The sequence below is a fragment of the Burkholderia sp. AU45274 genome (assembly GCF_030482505.1).
Lineage (GTDB): Bacteria > Pseudomonadota > Gammaproteobacteria > Burkholderiales > Burkholderiaceae > Burkholderia.
Genome location: NZ_JAUJQE010000013.1, coordinates 11,962 through 29,540, shown reverse-complemented (window position 1 = coordinate 29,540; position 17,579 = coordinate 11,962). Strand labels below are relative to the sequence as shown.

19 protein-coding genes are annotated in these 17,579 nt (G+C 61.2%); all 19 read right to left on the bottom strand.

Going from position 1 to position 17,579, the window contains the following annotated elements:
• Nucleotides 1-8: 8 nt before the first annotated feature.
• Nucleotides 9-317, bottom strand: a complete 309-nt coding sequence (gene rplX, locus QZM35_RS32295; RefSeq protein ID WP_006477187.1) for a 50S ribosomal protein L24 — start codon at nucleotides 315-317, stop codon at nucleotides 9-11.
• Between the two features lie 9 nt (nucleotides 318-326).
• Entirely contained in the window at nucleotides 327-695 is a 369-nt protein-coding gene (rplN, locus tag QZM35_RS32290; RefSeq protein ID WP_006482918.1) for a 50S ribosomal protein L14, read from the bottom strand.
• 309 nt (nucleotides 696-1,004) lie between these two features.
• Nucleotides 1,005-1,277, bottom strand: a complete 273-nt coding sequence (gene rpsQ / locus QZM35_RS32285) for a 30S ribosomal protein S17 (protein ID WP_043191859.1) — start codon at nucleotides 1,275-1,277, stop codon at nucleotides 1,005-1,007.
• Entirely contained in the window at nucleotides 1,274-1,468 is a 195-nt protein-coding gene (rpmC, locus tag QZM35_RS32280; RefSeq protein WP_006400652.1) for a 50S ribosomal protein L29, read from the bottom strand. Before rpmC ends, rpsQ begins: the two co-directional genes overlap by 4 nt.
• Before the next feature lie 9 nt (nucleotides 1,469-1,477).
• The gene (rplP, locus tag QZM35_RS32275) at nucleotides 1,478-1,894 is read right to left on the bottom strand and encodes a 50S ribosomal protein L16 (RefSeq protein ID WP_006482873.1); all 417 of its coding nucleotides are present in this window, start codon (nucleotides 1,892-1,894) and stop codon (nucleotides 1,478-1,480) included.
• Between the two features lie 2 nt (nucleotides 1,895-1,896).
• Nucleotides 1,897-2,697: a 30S ribosomal protein S3 gene (rpsC, locus tag QZM35_RS32270; RefSeq protein ID WP_006482899.1), complete on the bottom strand. Its 801-nt coding sequence runs from the start codon at nucleotides 2,695-2,697 to the stop codon at nucleotides 1,897-1,899.
• Between the two features lie 11 nt (nucleotides 2,698-2,708).
• Entirely contained in the window at nucleotides 2,709-3,038 is a 330-nt protein-coding gene (gene rplV, locus QZM35_RS32265; RefSeq protein WP_004199272.1) for a 50S ribosomal protein L22, read from the bottom strand.
• Between the two features lie 12 nt (nucleotides 3,039-3,050).
• On the bottom strand, nucleotides 3,051-3,326 hold the full coding sequence (gene rpsS, locus QZM35_RS32260; protein WP_004199273.1) for a 30S ribosomal protein S19: 276 nt from the start codon (nucleotides 3,324-3,326) through the stop codon (nucleotides 3,051-3,053).
• A gap of 10 nt (nucleotides 3,327-3,336) precedes the next feature.
• Nucleotides 3,337-4,164, bottom strand: coding sequence for a 50S ribosomal protein L2 (gene rplB / locus QZM35_RS32255; RefSeq protein WP_006482900.1), 828 nt, complete (start codon nucleotides 4,162-4,164; stop codon nucleotides 3,337-3,339).
• Between the two features lie 2 nt (nucleotides 4,165-4,166).
• Nucleotides 4,167-4,481 (bottom strand): 50S ribosomal protein L23, encoded by a 315-nt coding sequence (gene rplW, locus QZM35_RS32250; protein WP_004199275.1) that lies wholly within the window; start codon nucleotides 4,479-4,481, stop codon nucleotides 4,167-4,169.
• Nucleotides 4,478-5,098, bottom strand: a complete 621-nt coding sequence (gene rplD, locus QZM35_RS32245) for a 50S ribosomal protein L4 (RefSeq protein WP_011350675.1) — start codon at nucleotides 5,096-5,098, stop codon at nucleotides 4,478-4,480. Before rplD ends, rplW begins: the two co-directional genes overlap by 4 nt.
• Nucleotides 5,098-5,748 (bottom strand): 50S ribosomal protein L3, encoded by a 651-nt coding sequence (rplC, locus tag QZM35_RS32240; protein WP_006482922.1) that lies wholly within the window; start codon nucleotides 5,746-5,748, stop codon nucleotides 5,098-5,100. The genes rplD and rplC overlap by 1 nt, the downstream gene beginning before the upstream one ends.
• A gap of 178 nt (nucleotides 5,749-5,926) precedes the next feature.
• Complete coding sequence (gene rpsJ, locus QZM35_RS32235) at nucleotides 5,927-6,238, bottom strand: 30S ribosomal protein S10 (RefSeq protein WP_004199280.1); 312 nt, start codon at nucleotides 6,236-6,238, stop codon at nucleotides 5,927-5,929.
• Nucleotides 6,239-6,525: 287 nt separating this feature from the next.
• A complete protein-coding gene (tuf, locus tag QZM35_RS32230) occupies nucleotides 6,526-7,716 on the bottom strand; it encodes an elongation factor Tu (RefSeq protein WP_011350666.1) in 1,191 nt (396 codons plus the stop codon).
• 39 nt (nucleotides 7,717-7,755) lie between these two features.
• Nucleotides 7,756-9,858: an elongation factor G gene (gene fusA, locus QZM35_RS32225; protein WP_089472003.1), complete on the bottom strand. Its 2,103-nt coding sequence runs from the start codon at nucleotides 9,856-9,858 to the stop codon at nucleotides 7,756-7,758.
• Nucleotides 9,859-9,981: 123 nt separating this feature from the next.
• Nucleotides 9,982-10,452, bottom strand: a complete 471-nt coding sequence (gene rpsG / locus QZM35_RS32220) for a 30S ribosomal protein S7 (RefSeq protein WP_006477195.1) — start codon at nucleotides 10,450-10,452, stop codon at nucleotides 9,982-9,984.
• A gap of 172 nt (nucleotides 10,453-10,624) precedes the next feature.
• Nucleotides 10,625-11,005, bottom strand: coding sequence for a 30S ribosomal protein S12 (gene rpsL / locus QZM35_RS32215; protein ID WP_006400662.1), 381 nt, complete (start codon nucleotides 11,003-11,005; stop codon nucleotides 10,625-10,627).
• 227 nt (nucleotides 11,006-11,232) lie between these two features.
• The gene (gene recQ / locus QZM35_RS32210) at nucleotides 11,233-13,080 is read right to left on the bottom strand and encodes a DNA helicase RecQ (protein ID WP_301777479.1); all 1,848 of its coding nucleotides are present in this window, start codon (nucleotides 13,078-13,080) and stop codon (nucleotides 11,233-11,235) included.
• A 239-nt stretch (nucleotides 13,081-13,319) separates the two neighbouring features.
• Complete coding sequence (gene rpoC, locus QZM35_RS32205; protein WP_046544763.1) at nucleotides 13,320-17,564, bottom strand: DNA-directed RNA polymerase subunit beta'; 4,245 nt, start codon at nucleotides 17,562-17,564, stop codon at nucleotides 13,320-13,322.
• Nucleotides 17,565-17,579 lie beyond the last annotated feature (15 nt).

The window sequence follows — 17,579 nt, the reverse complement described above, 5'->3', positions numbered from 1 at the left end:
CCGCTGCGTCAGGCGCTCAGTACAGCACCGGTCGTCTTCAGGAAGCGAACCTTCTTGCCTTCCTCGACCTTGATGCCAACACGCGACGCCTTGCCATTCGCGTCGACCAGTGCGACGTTCGAAATATGCAGGGGCATCGTCTTCGCTTCCACGCCGCCCGTCGTACCCTTCATCGGGTTCGGCTTCACATGCTTCTTGACGAGGTTGATACCTTCAACCGTCACATGCTCTGCACCGACAGCCAGCACGACGCCGCGCTTGCCCTTGTCCTTGCCAGTGACGACGATGACTTCGTCACCTTTGCGAATCTTGTTCATCGCGACTCCTTACAGCACTTCCGGCGCCAGCGAAACGATCTTCATGAATCGTTCGCTACGCAGCTCACGCGTGACCGGCCCGAAGATACGGGTGCCGATCGGCTCGAGCTTGTTATTCAAAAGCACAGCGGCGTTGCCGTCGAACTTGATCAGCGAGCCGTCTTGACGGCGCACGCCCTTGGCGGTGCGGACCACCACGGCGTTGTAAATTTCGCCTTTCTTCACGCGCCCGCGCGGCGTTGCCTCTTTGACGCTCACCTTGATGATGTCGCCAATGCCGGCATAACGACGCTTCGAGCCGCCGAGCACCTTGATGCACAGGACTTCACGTGCACCCGTGTTGTCGGCTACTTCGAGCCGAGATTCGGTCTGGATCATGGTTTGTCTTTCCCAACTTAATCCGGATGCACCACCATGATGCATTCGGTCAGTCTTGGTCCCGTCAGCCAATCGGCTGCTTGGGTTGGAACAGCAGCGACGGCAAACGAAACCCGCCATCGCAATTCGGTGAATCTTTCGGACAGGCAGGCGCCAGTCCGCTTCCCCCACCAACTTCGCCCGCGACGGGGCTCCCATAAAGAGGGAAGACCAGGATTATAACAAATAACCCTGGTCACGCAAGCAAAAACTTTGCGATTTCAAGCACTTCGTGGCGAAGTGCCTGTTACTGCCTGCTGCGCTGCCCGCTTAGATGACGCGAGCGGCTTCGACGAGGCGCGACACCGTCCAGGCCTTCGTCTTCGACAGAGGACGAGTTTCCTGGATTTCAACGAGGTCACCCTCGTTGTAGGTGTTCGCTTCATCGTGCGCGTGGTACTTCTTCGAGCGCACGACATACTTGCCGTAGATCGGATGCTTGACGCGGTGCTCGATCAGCACGGTGACGGTCTTGTCCATCTTGTTGCTGACGACCCGACCGACCAGCGTCCGCTTCAGCGAGGTTTTCACGCTATCGTTCATTTCTGGTTCGCCTTCTGAGTCATGACGGTCCGCACACGTGCGATGTCGCGACGAACCTTCTTCAGCTGGCTCGTGTTCGTGAGCTGCTGGGTCGCGAGTTGCATGCGCAGGCCGAATTGCGCCTTCAGCAGGTCCGCCAGCTCCTTGTTGAGCGCGGCCTGGTCTTTCTGGAGAAGTTCGGAAGCCTTCATATTTTCTCCTTAGGCGCCGAGCTGGCGCACGATGAACGCCGTCTTCAGCGGCAGCTTGGCTGCAGCCAGACGGAACGCTTCGCGTGCCAGTTCTTCGGTTACGCCGTCCATTTCATAGAGCATCTTGCCCGGCTGAATCTCGGCGACGTAGTACTCCGGGTTACCCTTACCGTTACCCATACGCACTTCGGCCGGCTTCTGCGAAATCGGCTTGTCCGGGAAGATCCGGATCCAGATGCGGCCGCCACGCTTGATGTGACGCGTCATTGCACGACGCGCCGCTTCAATCTGGCGTGCGGTCAGACGACCGCGACCGATAGCCTTCAGGCCGAATTCACCGAACGACACTGCGTTGCCGCGCGTCGCCTTGCCGGTGTTACGACCCTTCTGCTCTTTACGATACTTTCTGCGTTTCGGTTGCAGCATCGTTATTCTCCAGTCTTGCCGTCTTCGGGCTTGCCGGCGCCGCGGCGCGGTGCGCCACGACGAGCACCCGGAGCGCCGCCTTCGCCGTCACGGCGCGGACGACGGTCGCCCGGACGCGCATTGCGACGCGGACGCTTGTCTTCGGCTACTTCTTCCACCACCGGTGCGTCGTTGCGGCCGAGCGTGTCGCCCTTGTAAACCCACACCTTGACGCCGATGATCCCGTAGGTCGTCTTCGCTTCCGAGGTTGCGTAGTCGATATCAGCACGCAGCGTGTGAAGGGGCACGCGACCTTCGCGATACCACTCCGTACGAGCGATTTCGATACCGTTCAGACGGCCCGCGCTCATGATCTTGATGCCTTGGGCACCCAGACGCATCGCGTTCTGCATCGCACGCTTCATCGCGCGACGGAACATGATCCGGCGCTCGAGCTGTTGCGTGATCGAGTCAGCGATCAGCTGAGCATCGGTTTCTGGCTTGCGGATTTCTTCGATGTTGACGTGAACCGGAACGCCCATGCGGCGTTGCAGTTCCGTCTTCAGCTGCTCGATATCCTCGCCCTTCTTGCCGATGACCACACCCGGACGCGAGCTGTAAATCGTGATGCGCGCGTTCTTCGCCGGACGCTCGATGACGACCCGACCGACCGAAGCGTTCTTCAGCTTCTTCTTCAGGTATTCACGAACACCGATGTCTTCCTGCAGCATCGCCGCGAAATTGTTGTTGTTCGCGTACCAACGCGAAGCCCAATTGCGGCTGACAGCCAGGCGGAAGCCAGTCGGATGAATTTTCTGTCCCATCGTATGGCTCCTTAATTCCCGACCGTCACAGTGATGTGACAGGATTGCTTCTCGATGCGGTTACCGCGGCCCTTGGCGCGCGCGGTGAAACGCTTGAGCGATGCAGCCTTGTCGACGTAGATGCTCTTGATCTTGAGCTCGTCGATATCAGCGCCTTCGTTGTGCTCCGCATTCGCGATTGCCGACAGCACAACCTTCTTCACGATGCCAGCCGCCTTCTTCGGCGAGAACGTCAGAACGTTCAGCGCCTTGTCGACCGGCAAACCGCGGATCTGGTCAGCCACAAGGCGCGTTTTCTGCGCCGAGATGCGGGCACCGCGATGAATTGCTTTCACTTCCATCTTGATTGCCCCTTATTTCTTGGCCTTCTTGTCGGCTGCGTGACCCTTGAACGTACGGGTCAGTGCGAACTCGCCAAGCTTGTGGCCGACCATGTTTTCCGAGATGTACACCGGAACGTGTTGACGGCCGTTGTGAACAGCGATCGTCAGGCCGATGAAATCCGGCAGAATCGTCGAGCGACGCGACCAGGTCTTGATCGGCTTTTTGTCGCGCGAAGCTGCAGCCGCCTCAACTTTCTTCAGCAAATGGGCGTCGCAGAACGGACCTTTTTTAACAGAACGTGCCATTGCCTACTCCTTAACGCTTGTGACGGCGCTGGACGATCATCGTCGTCGTGCGCTTGTTGCTACGGGTGCGATAACCCTTAGCCGGCGTACCCCACGGGCTAACCGGATCGCGACCTGCAGCCGTCTTGCCCTCACCACCACCGTGCGGGTGATCAACCGGGTTCATCGCAACGCCACGCACCGTCGGGCGGATACCGCGCCAGCGGTTCGCGCCAGCCTTGCCGATCTGGCGCAGGCTATGCTCTTCGTTGCCGACTTCACCGATCGTTGCACGGCACTCGATGTGCACGCGGCGGATTTCGCCCGAACGCAGACGAACCTGCGCGTAGACGCCTTCACGGGCGAGCAGCATGGCCGACGTACCAGCCGAACGCGCCATTTGCGCGCCCTTGCCCGGCAGCATCTCGATGCAGTGGATCGTCGTACCGACCGGAATGTTGCGGATCGGCAGCGTGTTGCCTGCACGGATCGGCGCTTCCGAACCCGACATCAGCTGTTGGCCGACGGTCAGGCCCTTCGGGGCGATGATGTAGCGACGTTCACCGTCTGCGTAGAGCACCAGCGCGATGTTCGCGCTACGGTTCGGGTCGTACTCGAGACGCTCGACCTTTGCCGGAATGCCATCCTTCGTGCGACGGAAATCGACGATACGGTAGTGCTGCTTGTGACCACCACCCTTGTGACGCGTGGTGATACGACCGTTGTTGTTACGGCCGGCGGTCGAGCTCTGCGAGTCGAGCAGTGCCGCGAACGGCTTGCCCTGGTGCAGGTTCTTGTTGACCACCTTGACCATCGCGCGGCGACCCGGCGATGTCGGCTTAACTTTAACGATTGCCATGATTACTTGGCCTCCGCTTCAAAGTTGATTTCCTGGCCGGGCTTCAGGCAAACGTACGCCTTCTTCACGTCCTTGCGGCGGCCCATCGAACGGCCAAAGCGCTTCTGCTTGCCCTTCTGAACCAGCACGTTGACGGAATCAACTTCAACCTTGAACAGCAGCTCGACAGCCGCCTTCACTTCCTGCTTCGTGGCATCCGGTGCGACTTCGAACACGACTTGCTCGTTCTTGTCGGCAACCAGCGTCGCCTTTTCCGAGATCACCGGCGCGAGCAGGACCTGCATCAAACGATGATCGTTCTTGCGAATCTCGCTCATGACAGCAACTCCTCGATCTGGGCGACCGCAGCCTTCGTGACCAGCACTTTCTTGAAGTAGATCAGCGACAGCGGGTCAGCGTAGCGCGGCTCGACAATCGCCACGTGCGGCAGGTTGCGCGAAGCCAGGTACAGGTTCTCGTCGACCGTATCCGTAATGATCAGCACGGAGTCGAGACCCATGGTCTTGAATTTTTCGGCCAGCAGCTTGGTCTTCGGCGCTTCGAGGATGATGTCCTCGACGACCGACAGACGGCCTTCACGGGCCAGCTGCGAGAAGATCGAGCAGAGACCTGCGCGATGCATCTTCTTGTTGACCTTGTGCGAGAAGTTCTCTTCCGGCGAATTCGGGAAGATACGACCACCGCCACGCCACAACGGGCTCGACGACATACCGGCACGAGCGCGGCCCGTACCCTTCTGGCGCCACGGCTTCTTCGTCGTGTGCTTGACTTGCTCACGGTCCTTCTGTGCGCGGTTACCCTGGCGAGCATTCGCCTGGTAAGCGACGACGACCTGGTGGATCAGCGCTTCGTTGTAGTCACGACCGAACACGACGTCCGATGCGTTGACCACTGCACCTTCCTGACCATTTTCGTTCAGGAGCTTGAGTTCCATTATTTCGCCCCCTTGGTCTTGACGGCCGGCGTCACGAAGACCTTGCCGCCCTTCGCGCCCGGAATCGCACCCTTCACGAGCAGCAGCTTGCGCTCTGCGTCGATACGGGCGATTTCGAGGTTCTGCACCGTCACCGTCACGTCACCCATGTGACCCGTCATGCGTTTACCCGGGAAAACACGACCCGGATCCTGCGCCATACCGATCGAGCCCGGCACGTTGTGCGAGCGCGAGTTACCGTGCGTGGCACGGCCGGAGGAGAAGTTGTAACGCTTGATCGTACCGGCGTAGCCCTTACCGATCGACACGCCTTGCACGTCGACCTTCTGGCCCACTTCGAAAAGATCAGCACCGACCACGGCGCCATTCGACAGCTCAGCTGCCTTGGCCGCGTCAATGCGGAATTCCTTGAGGATTTCACCGGCTTCGACACCGGCTTTGGCGAGATGACCTGCCAGCGGCTTCGTCACGCGCGAGGCACGACGGGAGCCGAATGCAACCTGCACGGCCGTGTAGCCGTCGGTTTCAACAGTCTTGATCTGCGTCACGCGGTTGTCCGACACGTCCAGCACGGTGACGGGAATCGAATCCCCTTCCGCCGTGAAGATACGGGTCATGCCAACCTTGCGACCTACGAGTCCAAGGCTCATCATTTTCTCCATTCCCGACTGCGATTGGTCGGGGCTGATTTACAAAATGCCGGGCACGCAAGGCCCAACTTTTTTACGCGAATACGCGAAAAGCCAAGCAGTATAGCCCGACCTCTCGATTTCCGCAAGCAATACAAAGACTTAGCGCCGCCCGGCATGCCGATCGGCGCTGGAAGCCTTACTGCAGCTTGATTTCCACGTCGACGCCAGCCGGCAGGTCGAGCTTCATCAGCGCGTCAACCGTCTTGTCGGTCGGATCGACGATGTCCATCAGGCGCTGGTGGGTACGGATTTCGAGCTGATCGCGCGACGTCTTGTTGACGTGCGGCGAACGCAGGATGTCAAAACGCTGAATGCGCGTCGGCAGCGGCACCGGGCCACGGACGATTGCGCCAGTCCGCTTCGCGGTATCGACGATCTCGGCAGCCGATTGATCGATCAGACGATAGTCGAATGCCTTCAGGCGAATGCGGATTTTCTGTTGCTGCATGACGATTCCTTGGAAAGAGCGAGGCGATGTTGCATCGCCGGACACTAAAAGAACGTGAAACTCGACGCCTGCGGGGAGCGAGACATCAGGTTCCGGACGGTACTTCCACTGCTAAGCCCGCGATTCTACACGAAATTCTGGAGCGATGGTGCGAGTTTCTCGCCCCGCGCTTTCGCGTGACGGAAAAACAAAACCGGGTGCCAGCGCAAGCTGGACACCCGGTTTCGGCGGTACGGACTGCATACCGCGGAATCGCGGACCCCGTCGGGATCCGCGGATCGTCGATATTACTCGATGATCTTGGCGACGACGCCGGCGCCGACCGTACGGCCGCCTTCGCGGATTGCGAAGCGCAGACCTTCTTCCATCGCGATCGGAGCAATCAGCTTCACCGTGATCGACACGTTGTCGCCCGGCATCACCATTTCCTTGTCCTTCGGCAGCTCGATCGAGCCCGTCACGTCCGTCGTACGGAAGTAGAACTGCGGACGGTAGTTGTTGAAGAACGGCGTGTGACGACCGCCTTCGTCCTTGCTCAGCACGTACACTTCAGCCGTGAAGTGCGTGTGCGGCGTGATCGAACCCGGCTTCGCCAGAACCTGGCCACGCTCCACGTCTTCACGCTTCGTGCCGCGCAGCAGGATACCAACGTTGTCGCCTGCTTGACCTTGGTCCAGCAGCTTGCGGAACATTTCAACGCCCGTGCAGGTCGTCTTCACCGTCGGCTTGATACCGACGATTTCGATTTCTTCGCCGACCTTCACGATGCCGCGCTCAACGCGACCCGTCACAACCGTACCACGGCCCGAGATCGAGAACACGTCTTCCACCGGCATCAGGAACGCGCCGTCAACTGCACGCTCCGGCGTCGGGATGTACGTGTCCAGCGCGTCGGCCAGGCTCATGATCGCCACTTCGCCCAGCTCGCCCGTGTCGCCTTCCAGCGCCAGCTTGGCCGAACCCTTCACGATCGGCGTGTCGTCGCCCGGGAAGTCGTACTTCGACAGGAGTTCGCGAACTTCCATCTCGACCAGCTCGAGCAGTTCAGCGTCGTCCACCATGTCGCACTTGTTCAGGAACACGATGATGTACGGAACGCCAACCTGACGTGCCAGCAGGATGTGCTCACGCGTCTGCGGCATCGGGCCGTCTGCTGCCGAGCAAACCAGGATCGCGCCGTCCATCTGCGCTGCGCCCGTGATCATGTTCTTCACATAGTCAGCGTGGCCCGGGCAGTCGACGTGTGCGTAGTGGCGGTTAGCCGTTTCGTACTCGACGTGTGCCGTGTTGATCGTGATGCCGCGCGCCTTTTCTTCCGGTGCCGCGTCGATCTGGTCGTATGCCTTCGCTTCGCCGCCGAACTTCTTCGTCAGAACCGTCGTGATCGCTGCCGTCAGCGTCGTCTTGCCGTGGTCAACGTGACCAATCGTACCAACGTTCACGTGCGGCTTGGTCCGCTCGAATTTACCTTTTGCCATGATTCTCTTCTTTCAAAAATTATCGATTGAGATAACGAATTACTTCGACTTCGCGCTGATGATCGCGTCAGCAACGTTGCGCGGAGCTTCAGCGTAGTGCTTGAACTCCATCGTGTACGTTGCACGACCTTGCGTCAGCGAACGCAGCGACGTCGAGTAACCGAACATTTCCGACAGCGGTACTTCGGCGCGCACGATCTTGCCGCCGCCAACCATGTCTTCCATGCCCTGGACGATACCGCGACGGCCCGACAGGTCGCCCATCACGTTGCCCATGTAGTCTTCCGGCGTCTCGACTTCGACAGCCATCATCGGCTCGAGGACGACCGGGTTCGCCTTGCGCATCGCTTCCTTGAACGCCATCGAACCGGCCATGCGGAACGCGTTTTCGTTCGAGTCAACGTCGTGGTACGAACCGAACGTCAGGTGAACCTTCACGTCGACGACCGGGAAGCCGGCCAGCACGCCCGACTTCAGCGTGTCCTGGATACCCTTGTCGACCGCCGGGATGTATTCACGCGGAATCACACCACCCTTGATCTCGTCGAAGAACTCGTAGCCCTTGCCTTGTTCGTTCGGCTCGAGCGTGATGACTGCGTGACCGTACTGGCCGCGACCACCCGACTGCTTGACGAACTTGCCGTCGACGTCCTTCGCCGTCGAACGGATCGTTTCGCGGTAGGCAACCTGCGGCTTGCCGACGGTTGCTTCCACGCCGAATTCACGCTTCATCCGGTCGACCAGAATTTCGAGGTGGAGCTCGCCCATGCCCGAAATGATGGTCTGGCCTGACTCTTCGTCGGTCTGCACGCGGAACGACGGATCTTCCTGAGCCAGGCGGTTCAGTGCCAGACCCATCTTTTCCTGGTCAGCCTTGGTCTTCGGCTCGACAGCCTGCGAAATCACCGGCTCCGGGAACACCATGCGCTCGAGAATGATCGGGTTCGCCGGATCGCACAGCGTGTCGCCCGTGGTCGCTTCCTTCAGGCCGACCGCAGCAGCGATGTCGCCTGCGCGAACTTCCTTGATTTCTTCGCGCTGGTTCGCGTGCATCTGCAGAATACGACCCAGACGTTCCTTCTTGTCCTTCGTCGAGTTCAGCAGCGTGTCGCCCGAATTCACCACGCCCGAGTACACGCGGAAGAAGATCAGCTGGCCGACGAACGGGTCGGTCATGATCTTGAACGCGAGTGCCGAGAACTTCTCGTCGTCCGACGCGCGGCGCTCTGCCGACTCGCCGTTTTCGAGTTCGCCCTTGACCGGCGGGATGTCGACCGGCGACGGCAGGAAGTCGATCACGGCGTCGAGCATACGCTGCACGCCCTTGTTCTTGAACGCGGTACCGCACAGCATCGGCTGGATTTCGCACGCGATCGTACGGTCACGCAGCGCCTTGACGATGTCGGCTTCCGGCAGATCGCCTTCTTCCAGGTACTTGTTCATCAGGTCTTCGTTGGCTTCTGCAGCCACTTCGACCATCTTTTCGCGCCATTCCTTGCAGGTCTCTGCGAGCTCGGCCGGGATGTCGACGTAGTCGAACTTCGTGCCTTGCGACGCTTCGTCCCAAATGATCGCCTTCATCTTGATCAGGTCGACGACGCCCTTGAAGTTCTCTTCCGCGCCGATCGGCACCACGACCGGAACCGGGTTCGCCTTCAGGCGCAGACGGAGCTGGTCGTAGACCTTGAAGAAGTTCGCGCCGGTACGGTCCATCTTGTTGACGAACGCGAGACGCGGCACCTTGTACTTGTTAGCCTGGCGCCACACCGTTTCCGACTGCGGCTGCACGCCGCCCACTGCGCAGTACACCATGCACGCGCCGTCGAGCACGCGCATCGAGCGCTCGACTTCAATCGTGAAGTCGACGTGGCCCGGGGTGTCGATGATGTTGATGCGGTGTTCCGGATAGTTGCCGCCCATGCCCTTCCAGAAGGCGGTGGTAGCAGCGGACGTGATCGTGATGCCACGCTCCTGTTCCTGCTCCATCCAGTCCATCGTGGCTGCGCCGTCGTGGACTTCACCGATCTTGTGGTTCACACCGGTGTAAAACAGAATGCGCTCGGTCGTCGTCGTTTTGCCGGCGTCGATGTGAGCGCTAATACCGATATTGCGGTAGCGCTCGATAGGAGTCTTGCGAGCCACTTTGATCCTCTACTGGGATGACACGATGCAGCCCTGCTGCATCATGCTTCAACACAAACGGGCGAGGCGCCTGAAAAGCGCACCCGCCCGGAATTTATTTCCGCTAAAAGCCCAGCCAGGCGCTTAGAAACGGAAATGCGAGAACGCGCGGTTGGCTTCTGCCATGCGGTGAACTTCGTCGCGCTTCTTCATCGCGCCGCCACGGCCTTCGGCCGCTTCGGAGAGTTCACCTGCCAGACGCAGGGCCATCGACTTCTCGCTACGCTTCTTCGCAGCCTCACGCAGCCAGCGCATCGCCAATGCCATACGACGCGACGGGCGCACTTCGACCGGAACTTGATAGTTGGCACCACCAACGCGACGGCTCTTCACTTCGACCACCGGCTTGACGTTGTTGAGCGCAACCGTGAACACTTCCAGCGGGTCCTTGCCACCCTTGGTCTGGATTTGTTCGAATGCGCCATAAACGATGCGCTCTGCGACCGACTTCTTGCCGGACAGCATCAGCATGTTCATGAACTTGGCTACATCAACGTTACCGAACTTCGGATCCGGCAACACTTCCCGCTTGGGGACTTCGCGACGACGCGGCATGATTCTTCCTTTACTTGTTCAGTTGGAGCTGGTTCCAGCTCCGCGGCCACCAACAAACCCGATCACATCTTCACGACTAACCAGCTTGGCCGGGTGACCACTTACTCGACAGCACCGGCAATCCGGCACTCCCGCCTTGACCGCCCTGTGGCGATCCCTGATCAAAAACTGCTTACTTGGCAGCCTTTGCACGCTTCGCGCCGTACTTCGAGCGCGCTTGCTTACGGTCCTTGACGCCCTGGGTATCCAGCGAGCCGCGAACCATGTGGTAACGCACACCCGGCAAGTCCTTCACACGGCCGCCGCGGATCAGCACAACCGAGTGTTCCTGCAGGTTGTGGCCTTCACCGCCGATGTACGAAATCACTTCGAAGCCGTTCGTCAGACGAACCTTGGCGACCTTACGGAGTGCCGAGTTCGGCTTCTTCGGCGTCGTCGTGTACACACGGGTGCACACGCCGCGACGCTGGGGGCAGTCCTGCAGGGCCGGGCTCTTGCTCTTCGTCGTTTCCGACTGACGGCCTTTGCGAACCAGTTGGTTGATGGTTGGCATTGTTTATTCCTGAAATTGAACAAAATCTGCGCATCGATTTCGGGCAAAGCGAGAATCGGCGCACAGTTGACTTCCGAACCGGCGAAACGGGTGCGAACCTTGGAACGCGACTCGGCCCACCGAATACCGGAACCCAGCATGATATTCCGGAAATGCCAACTAAGTCAACGGCTTGCGTGATTCACCCGCCGGACGCGTGGTTTACCGGAGGGGTCGGAACAGCTGTGTCAGGCCGACTCGACGACGTCGATGATCTCGTCGCCGAAGCGTTCGAGCTTGCGCACGCCCATGCCGGGGATATGGCGCAGGTCGTCGATCGTCTCCGGCGCGTTGCGCGCGATCTCGGCGAGCGTTGCGTCGTGGAAGATCACGTAGGCCGGCACGCCGTCCGTTTTCGCGGTTTCCGCACGCCACGCGCGCAGCGCATCCCACCGTGCACGCTCACGCGCGCCCATGCCGGCCGTCGGATCGACGCGCGTACCGCTGCGGCTCGACGACTGGCGCGTGCGCTGCGGCTTCACGTAGCGGCGCAGCGTGACCTTCTCCTCGTTCTTCAGCACGGGCTTCGCGGCCTCGGTCAGCACGAGCGCGCCGAAGCCGCCATGATCGACGGCCAGGTAGCCGTACGCGACGAGCTGCCGGAAAATCGCCCGCCATTCGGGCTCCGACAGCGATGCGCCGATCCCGAACGTCGTGAGCTGGTCGTGGCCGCGCTGCAACACCTTTTCGGTGCGCCCGCCGCGCAGGATCTCGATCAGGTGGCTCGAGCCGAAATTGAAGCCGCTCGCGCGCTGCGCGCGGAACACGCACGACAGCGCCATCTGCGCTTCACGCGTGGCGTCCCACGAAGCGGGCGGCTCGAGGCACGTGTCGCAGTTGCCGCACGGCTTGCTCTCCTCGCCGAAGTAGTTCAGCAGCCGCACGCGGCGGCACGAGATCGTCTCGCACAGCCCGAGCAGCGCGTCGAGCTTCGACGTCTGGACGCGCTTGTGCGCGTCGTCCGCATCGGACTCGTCGATCATCTTGCGCTGCTGGACGACGTCGCCGAGGCCGTACGCCATCCACGCATTCGCGGGCATCCCGTCGCGGCCGGCGCGGCCCGTTTCCTGGTAATAGCCTTCTACGCTCTTCGGCAGATCCAGGTGCGCGACGAAGCGCACGTCCGGCTTGTCGATGCCCATGCCGAACGCGATCGTCGCGCACATCACGATACCTTCCTCGCGCTGGAACATTTCCTGATGCTTCTGCCGCACCTCGAACTCCATCCCCGCGTGATACGGCAGCGCACGCACGCCCTGCGCCTTCAGCCATTCGGCCGTTTCCTCGACCTTGCGGCGCGACAGGCAATAGACAACGCCTGCATCGGTCGTACCGTCGGCATTCGTGTGCTCGGCACGAATGAAATCGAGCAGTTGTGAACGCGCGTTGTCCTTTTCGACGATCCGGTAGCGGATGTTCGGGCGGTCGAAGCTCGACACGAACACGCGCGCATCGTCGAGCGCGAGACGGTGGATGATCTCGTCGCGCGTGATCGCATCGGCCGTGGCGGTCAGCGCGATGCGCGGCACCGACGGAAACCGCTCGTGCAGCACCGACAGCTGGATATATTCCGGGCGGAAATCGTGCCCCCATTGCGACACGCAGTGCGCTTCGTCGATCGCGAACAGGCCGATTTTCGCGCGCTCGAGCAGATCGAGGAAGCGCCCCGTCATCAGCCGTTCCGGCGCGACGTACAGCAGGTCGATTTCGCCCTCGCGCAGCGCGCGCTCGGTCGCCGCAGCCTCGGCGCCCGACAGCGTCGAATTCAGGTACGCGGCGCGCACCCCCACTTCGCTCAGCGCGGCGACCTGGTCCTGCATCAGCGCGATCAACGGCGACACGACGATGCCGGCGCCCTGCCCGGCCTCGCGGCGCAGCAATGCGGGAATCTGATAGCACAGCGACTTGCCGCCGCCGGTTGGCATCAGCACGAGGCAATCGCCGCCGCCGGCGACGTGCTCGACGATCTCGCCCTGCTGGCCGCGAAATGCGGGGTAACCAAATACTTCGTCGAGGATTTCGAGGGCGCGGGACATGAATGAGGGCAGGGACGGCTAAACGATGACCGCAATTTTAACAACCCGCTCGCGCGACGCGTGGCGAATCGTGCGGTTTGGCCGATCGGCCAGGGTTCGTTCGTGCGCATGACGGGCCTGCGGCAGCCACGCGGCAGGCCCGTCATGCGCATGAACGACAGACGAAAAAAAACCGCCCGGCATAACCGGGCGGTCTCGGTGACAGCAAGGTAAGGCAAGGCGGCTCGCGCCGCCCGCGCTTACTCGGCTGCCGGGTGTTGCTGCGGCTCTTCTGCCGGCGCGCTCGGCGTGCCGAAGTCGAATGCCTCTTCCGCTGCGATCTGGTCGAAACGCTCGCGATCCGACGATTCCTTCGCCTTGCGCGCCTTGTGGAACGCGAGACCCGTACCGGCCGGAATCAGACGGCCGACGATCACGTTTTCCTTCAGGCCACGCAGATCGTCGCGCTTGCCCATGATCGCCGCTTCGGTCAGCACGCGGGTCGTTTCCTGGAACGATGCCGCGGAGATGAACGAGTCGGTCGACAGCGATGCCTTCGTGATACCGAGCAGCACGTTGTCGTACGAAGCCGGACGCTTGTCCTCGGCGATCATGCGATCGTTCTCGTCCAGCATGTCGGAACGCTCGACCTGTTCGCCCGGGATGAAGCGCGTATCACCGTTGTCGGTGATCTGCACACGACGCAGCATCTGGCGAACGATCACCTCGATGTGCTTGTCGTTGATCTTCACGCCCTGCAGACGATACACGTCCTGCACTTCGTCGACGATGTAGCGCGACAGCGCCTCGATACCCTGCAGACGCAGGATGTCGTGCGGATCCGCCGGACCGTCCACGATCATTTCGCCCTTGTTGACGACCTGGGCATCGTGAACCAGAACCTGCTTTTCCTTCGCGATCAGGAACTCGTGCTGATTGCCCTCGAGGTCCGTGATGACGAGACGCTGCTTGCCCTTCGTGTCCTTACCGAACGACGTCGTACCGGTGACTTCCGCGAGAATGCCGGCATCCTTCGGCGAACGCGCTTCGAACAGTTCCGCCACCCGCGGCAGACCGCCGGTAATGTCACGCGTCTTCTGCGCTTCCGTCGGGATACGTGCGAGCACTTCACCGACCTGCACCTGCTGGCCATCCTTCACGGTGATCAGTGCGCCGACCTGGAAGCCGATCTGCACTGCGTGCTCCGTGCCCGGAATCTTCACTTCGTCGCCGTTCGCGTCGAGCAGCTTGACCTGCGGACGCACGCTCTTCGAAGCTTGCGAGCCACGACGCTTCACGTCGATCACGACCAGCGTCGACAGGCCGGTCACGTCGTCGATCTGCTTCGCGACGGTCACGCCTTCCTCGACGTTCTCGAACTTCACCGTACCACCGTACTCGGTGATGATCGGACGCGTCAGCGGATCCCACGTGGCGAGCTGCGTGCCTGCCTTGATCGTCGCACCGTCGAGCTGCAGCAGCGTCGCGCCGTACGGCACTTTGTGACGCTCGCGCTCGCGACCGAAATCGTCGGTGATCATCGCTTCGCCCGAACGGGAAATGACGATCTGCTCGCCCTTCGCGTTCGTGACGTAGCGCATCGTCGCCGTGAAGCGCACGATACCGTTGCTCTTCGCTTCGACCGACGAAGCCACTGCCGCACGCGATGCCGCACCACCGATGTGGAACGTACGCATCGTCAGCTGCGTGCCCGGTTCACCGATCGACTGTGCCGCGATCACGCCGACTGCTTCACCGACGTTCACGAGCGAGCCGCGGCCGAGGTCACGGCCGTAGCAGGCTGCGCACAGGCCGTAACGCGTTTCGCAGGTCAGCGGCGTGCGCACGCGCACTTCGTCGATGCCGAGGCGTTCGATTTCCTCGACCGCCGTTTCGTCGAGCAGGGTGCCCGACTCGTACACCGTTTCCTGCGTTTCCGGGTTCACGACGTCCGCCACCGCAACGCGGCCGAGGATACGGTCACGCAGCGCCTCGACGACTTCACCGCCTTCGACGAGTGCCTTCATCGCCACGCCGTTCGACGTGCCGCAATCGTCTTCCACCACGACCAGATCCTGCGTGACGTCGACGAGACGACGCGTCAGGTAACCCGAGTTCGCGGTCTTCAGTGCCGTATCAGCCAGACCCTTACGTGCACCGTGGGTCGAGATGAAGTACTGCAACACGTTCAGACCTTCGCGGAAGTTCGCGGTAATCGGCGTCTCGATAATCGAGCCGTCCGGCTTCGCCATCAGGCCTCGCATACCGGCCAGCTGACGAATCTGAACCGCCGAACCCCGGGCGCCCGAGTCGGCCATCATGTAGATCGAGTTGAACGATTCCTGGCGCGTTTCCTTGCCGTCGCGGTCCGTCACCGGCTCCGTCGACAGCTGCTCCATCATCGCCTTGCCGACCGCTTCCGACGTTGCCGACCAGATGTCGACCACGTTGTTGTAGCGTTCCTGCGCGGTGACGAGACCCGACATGTACTGGCGGTCGTACTCCTTCACCTTCTTCGCGGCGTCGCCGACGATCGTTTCCTTCTGCGGCGGCACGAGCATGTCGTCCACGCAGATCGAAATACCGGCACGCGTCGCAAGACGGAAGCCCGACTGCATCAGTTGATCGGCAAACACCACCGTCGCGCGCAGACCGCACTTGCGGAACGCCGTGTTGATCAGGCGCGAGATTTCCTTCTTCTTCAGCGGCTTGTTCAGCACCGAGAACGGCAGGCCGTGCGGCAGGATCTCCGACAGGATCGCGCGGCCGACGGTCGTCGCGTACAGCGAGATCTTCGGCACGAACGGCGGTGCGCCTTCCGACGTGTCTTCGTTGTGGACCATTTCGGTGATCCGCACGTTGACGCGCGATGCCAGCTCGACTTCCTTGTTCTCGTACGCGCGGATCACTTCCGACACGCCCGTGAACGACAGGCCTTCGCCCTTGGCGTTAACCGCTTCGCGGGTCGCGTAGTACAGACCCAGCACGATATCCTGCGACGGCACGATCGACGGATCGCCGTTGGCCGGGAACAGCACGTTGTTCGACGCCAGCATCAGCGTACGCGCTTCCATCTGCGCTTCGAGCGACAGCGGCACGTGAACGGCCATCTGGTCACCGTCGAAGTCGGCGTTGAACGCCGCGCAGACGAGCGGGTGCAGCTGAATTGCCTTGCCTTCGATCAGCACCGGCTCGAACGCCTGGATACCGAGACGGTGCAGCGTCGGCGCACGGTTCAGCATCACCGGGTGCTCGCGGATCACCTCTTCGAGGATGTCCCACACCACCGGCGTCTGGTTCTCGACTTCCTTCTTCGCAGCCTTGATGGTCGTCGCGACGCCCATCACTTCCAGCTTGTTGAAGATGAACGGCTTGAACAGCTCGAGCGCCATCAGCTTCGGCAGGCCGCACTGGTGCAGCTTCAGCGTCGGGCCGACCACGATGACCGAACGGCCCGAGTAGTCGACGCGCTTGCCCAGCAGGTTCTGACGGAAACGACCGCCCTTACCCTTGATCATGTCGGCGAGCGACTTCAGCGGACGCTTGTTCGCGCCCGTCATCGCCTTGCCGCGACGACCGTTGTCGAGCAGCGAGTCGACGGCTTCCTGCAGCATCCGCTTTTCGTTGCGGACGATGATTTCAGGTGCCTTCAGCTCGAGCAGACGCTTCAACCGGTTGTTACGGTTGATCACGCGGCGATACAGGTCGTTCAGGTCCGACGTCGCGAAACGGCCGCCGTCCAGCGGCACGAGCGGACGCAGTTCCGGCGGCAGCACCGGCAGCACTTCGAGGATCATCCACTCGGGCTTGATGCCCGAGCGCTGGAATGCCTCGAGGACCTTCAGGCGCTTCGCGTACTTCTTGATCTTCGCTTCCGAGCCGGTGTTCTTCAGCTCGGTGCGCAGCGTCTCGACCTGCTCGTCGATGTTGATCGCGCGCAGCAGTTCACGCACGCCTTCCGCGCCCATTTCGGCACGGAATTCGTCGCCGTATTCCTCGACCTTGTTGTAGTAATCCTCTTCGGTCATGATCTGCCGCGCCTTCAGCGGCGTCATGCCCGGTTCGATCACCACATAGGCTTCGAAGTACAGCACGCGTTCGATGTCGCGCAGCGTCATGTCGAGCACCATGCCCAGACGCGACGGCAGCGACTTCAGGAACCAGATGTGAGCGACCGGCGAGGCCAGCTCGATGTGGCCCATCCGTTCGCGACGCACCTTCGCCAGCGTCACTTCGACGCCGCACTTCTCGCAGATCACGCCGCGGTGCTTCAGACGCTTGTACTTGCCGCACAGGCACTCGTAGTCCTTGATCGGCCCGAAGATCTTCGCGCAGAAGAGACCATCGCGTTCCGGCTTGAACGTACGGTAGTTGATGGTCTCCGGCTTCTTCACTTCGCCGAACGACCACGAACGGATCTTGTCCGGCGAGGCCAGACCGATCTTGATCGCGTCGAAAACTTCTTCCTGTTGGACTTGCTTGAATAGATCGAGCAGAGCTTTCATTGCTTTCTCTCCGTA

Bases quoted from the DNA above. Each gene is read 5' to 3' on its own strand.
- rplX (WP_006477187.1), bottom strand. From the start codon at position 317: ATGAACAAGATTCGCAAAGGTGACGAAGTCATCGTCGTCACTGGCAAG.
- rplN (WP_006482918.1), bottom strand. From the start codon at position 695: ATGATCCAGACCGAATCTCGGCTCGAAGTAGCCGACAACACGGGTGCA.
- rpsQ (WP_043191859.1), bottom strand. From the start codon at position 1,277: ATGAACGATAGCGTGAAAACCTCGCTGAAGCGGACGCTGGTCGGTCGG.
- rpmC (WP_006400652.1), bottom strand. From the start codon at position 1,468: ATGAAGGCTTCCGAACTTCTCCAGAAAGACCAGGCCGCGCTCAACAAG.
- rplP (WP_006482873.1), bottom strand. From the start codon at position 1,894: ATGCTGCAACCGAAACGCAGAAAGTATCGTAAAGAGCAGAAGGGTCGT.
- rpsC (WP_006482899.1), bottom strand. From the start codon at position 2,697: ATGGGACAGAAAATTCATCCGACTGGCTTCCGCCTGGCTGTCAGCCGC.
- rplV (WP_004199272.1), bottom strand. From the start codon at position 3,038: ATGGAAGTGAAAGCAATTCATCGCGGTGCCCGCATCTCGGCGCAGAAA.
- rpsS (WP_004199273.1), bottom strand. From the start codon at position 3,326: ATGGCACGTTCTGTTAAAAAAGGTCCGTTCTGCGACGCCCATTTGCTG.
- rplB (WP_006482900.1), bottom strand. From the start codon at position 4,164: ATGGCAATCGTTAAAGTTAAGCCGACATCGCCGGGTCGCCGCGCGATG.
- rplW (WP_004199275.1), bottom strand. From the start codon at position 4,481: ATGAGCGAGATTCGCAAGAACGATCATCGTTTGATGCAGGTCCTGCTC.
- rplD (WP_011350675.1), bottom strand. From the start codon at position 5,098: ATGGAACTCAAGCTCCTGAACGAAAATGGTCAGGAAGGTGCAGTGGTC.
- rplC (WP_006482922.1), bottom strand. From the start codon at position 5,748: ATGAGCCTTGGACTCGTAGGTCGCAAGGTTGGCATGACCCGTATCTTC.
- rpsJ (WP_004199280.1), bottom strand. From the start codon at position 6,238: ATGCAGCAACAGAAAATCCGCATTCGCCTGAAGGCATTCGACTATCGT.
- tuf (WP_011350666.1), bottom strand. From the start codon at position 7,716: ATGGCAAAAGGTAAATTCGAGCGGACCAAGCCGCACGTGAACGTTGGT.
- rpsG (WP_006477195.1), bottom strand. From the start codon at position 10,452: ATGCCGCGTCGTCGCGAAGTCCCCAAGCGGGAAGTGTTGCCGGATCCG.
- rpsL (WP_006400662.1), bottom strand. From the start codon at position 11,005: ATGCCAACCATCAACCAACTGGTTCGCAAAGGCCGTCAGTCGGAAACG.
- recQ (WP_301777479.1), bottom strand. From the start codon at position 13,080: ATGTCCCGCGCCCTCGAAATCCTCGACGAAGTATTTGGTTACCCCGCA.
- rpoC (WP_046544763.1), bottom strand. From the start codon at position 17,564: ATGAAAGCTCTGCTCGATCTATTCAAGCAAGTCCAACAGGAAGAAGTT.